A 1,720-nucleotide genomic window follows, 5' to 3' on the forward strand; every position below is an offset into this window, starting at 1 on the left:
CCCCTCCGCCATTGCCCAGCTTGGCGCCCATCGCGTACTCCCCTTCTTCGCGCTGGGGCTACAGGATGGAGCTGAACTCGGCGCCGAAGGCTTCCAGACGGGCGGCGTATTTCGCGAGGTCGTTGGAGAGCTTGTTGTAGGCCAGCACCGCGGGGATCGCAGCCACCAGGCCCAGTGCCGTGGCGAACAGCGCTTCGGCGATACCGGGGGCGACCACCGCCAGGCTGGTGTTCTTCGACACCGCGATGGAACTGAAGGAGTTCATGCTGCCCCACACCGTGCCGAACAGGCCGATGAAGGGCGCCGTCGAACCAACCGAGGCGAGGAACGGCATGTGCTTTTCCAGCTGTTCCATCTCGCGGCCGATGGTGACGTTCATCGCCTGCTCGATGCGGCTGCGCAGGCTGGTGCGCAGCTGCCCGGTGGCGGTCAGCCCCTTGGCGGCGGAACGGCGCCATTCGCGCATCGCGGCGGCGAAGATCGAGGCCATCGGGTCCGACGGGCGGTTGCCGATGCGGTCATAGAGATCCTCCAGCGACCCGCCGGACCAGAAGCTCTCCTCGAACTGCGCGGCATGCCGGCGCAGCTTGCGGAGGGTCATCGCCTTGTCGAAGATGATCGCCCAGCACCAGAGCGACGCCAGCGCCAGCATCAGCATCACGGTCTTGACGATCCAGTCGGCCTGCATGAACAGGCCGAGAGGCGACATGTCGTGTGCTGCCACGGACCCCGCGAGGGCGACCGAATCGATAACGGTAGGTTCCATTAAACGTACTCTCCTAGCTGGCGAGCAGTGTCATGACGAAGATGGCAGAAGTTGGATGAAGTAAGGCCTGCATCGCATCCCTCAATACCGTCGGCAACCGGGCCGGGCGCAGCCCGGCACCAAGACAGGCAAGGCGGATATGCATGCGAACGAGCAGCGCGCCGTCACGTTCCACGCGCTGCTCAGCCTCGATGGTGGCGCCGCCGACAGATAGCACGCGGGTCTCGACCCACAGCAGATCGTCCAGCCGCGCCGGGGCAAAATAGTCGATGGTGCAACCGCGCACCGCGAAGGCGATGCCATGCTGGTCGCGCAGGGCGGCCTGGCCGAACCCCATATCGCGCAGCATCTCGCTGCGCGCACGCTCGGCATAGCGCAGATAATTGGCGTGATAGACGATGCCGCCGGCGTCGGTATCCTCGTAATAGATGCGCACGGGCAGGCGATGGCTTCGCCCGTCCGGCCCCTCCACGAAGGCGGCGGCGCTGGGAACCGGATCAGGCATCCGGCCCCTCGTCTGTATCGCTGCCCAGATCGTTTCCGAGCATGTCGAGCTGCCGCGCCCGGTCCTGCGGCATTGGCAGGCCCAGATAGCGGTAGCCCTGCGGCGCCAGCATGCGGCCGCGCGGCGTGCGCTGCACCAGCCCCTGCTGCATCAGGTAGGGCTCGATCACCTCTTCCAGCACGTCGCGCTGCTCGCCCAGCGCGGCGGCCATGGTCTCGACGCCGACCGGACCGCCCAGATAGGTTTCCGCCAGCGAGGAGAGATAGCGCCGGTCCAGCGAATCGAGGCCCAGCGAATCGACGCCAAGGCGGGTCAGCGCGGCATCGGCGGCCTTGGCGTCCACCGCCTCCAGACCGGCCACCGAGGCGATGTCACGCACCCGGCGCAACAGCCGGTTGGCGACACGCGGCGTACCGCGCGCGCGGCGGGAGATTTCCTCCGCCCCGTCC

At 67.3% G+C, this 1,720-nt stretch carries 3 protein-coding genes; all 3 read right to left on the reverse strand.

What is annotated here, in order from left to right; genetic code table 11:
* Positions 1-58 precede the first annotated feature (58 nt).
* Positions 59-766 (reverse strand): protein TolQ, encoded by a 708-nt coding sequence (tolQ, locus tag MK313_RS18145; protein ID WP_287783656.1) that lies wholly within the window; start codon positions 764-766, stop codon positions 59-61.
* Positions 767-779: 13 nt separating this feature from the next.
* Complete coding sequence (gene ybgC, locus MK313_RS18150) at positions 780-1,271, reverse strand: tol-pal system-associated acyl-CoA thioesterase (protein ID WP_287783658.1); 492 nt, start codon at positions 1,269-1,271, stop codon at positions 780-782.
* On the reverse strand, positions 1,264-1,720 hold a 457-nt coding region (locus MK313_RS18155), incomplete at its 5' end, for a Holliday junction DNA helicase RuvB C-terminal domain-containing protein (protein ID WP_287783661.1). The genes MK313_RS18155 and ybgC, both read right to left, overlap by 8 nt.

Origin of the sequence: Oceanibaculum sp., from assembly GCF_022449305.1 — a bacterium.
In the GTDB taxonomy this organism is placed as follows: Bacteria; Pseudomonadota; Alphaproteobacteria; order Oceanibaculales; family Oceanibaculaceae; genus Oceanibaculum; species Oceanibaculum indicum.

Coding starts and splice junctions, on each gene's coding strand:
- ybgC (WP_287783658.1), bottom strand. CDS start 1,271: ATGCCTGATCCGGTTCCCAGCGCCGCCGCCTTCGTGGAGGGGCCGGAC.
- tolQ (WP_287783656.1), bottom strand. CDS start 766: ATGGAACCTACCGTTATCGATTCGGTCGCCCTCGCGGGGTCCGTGGCA.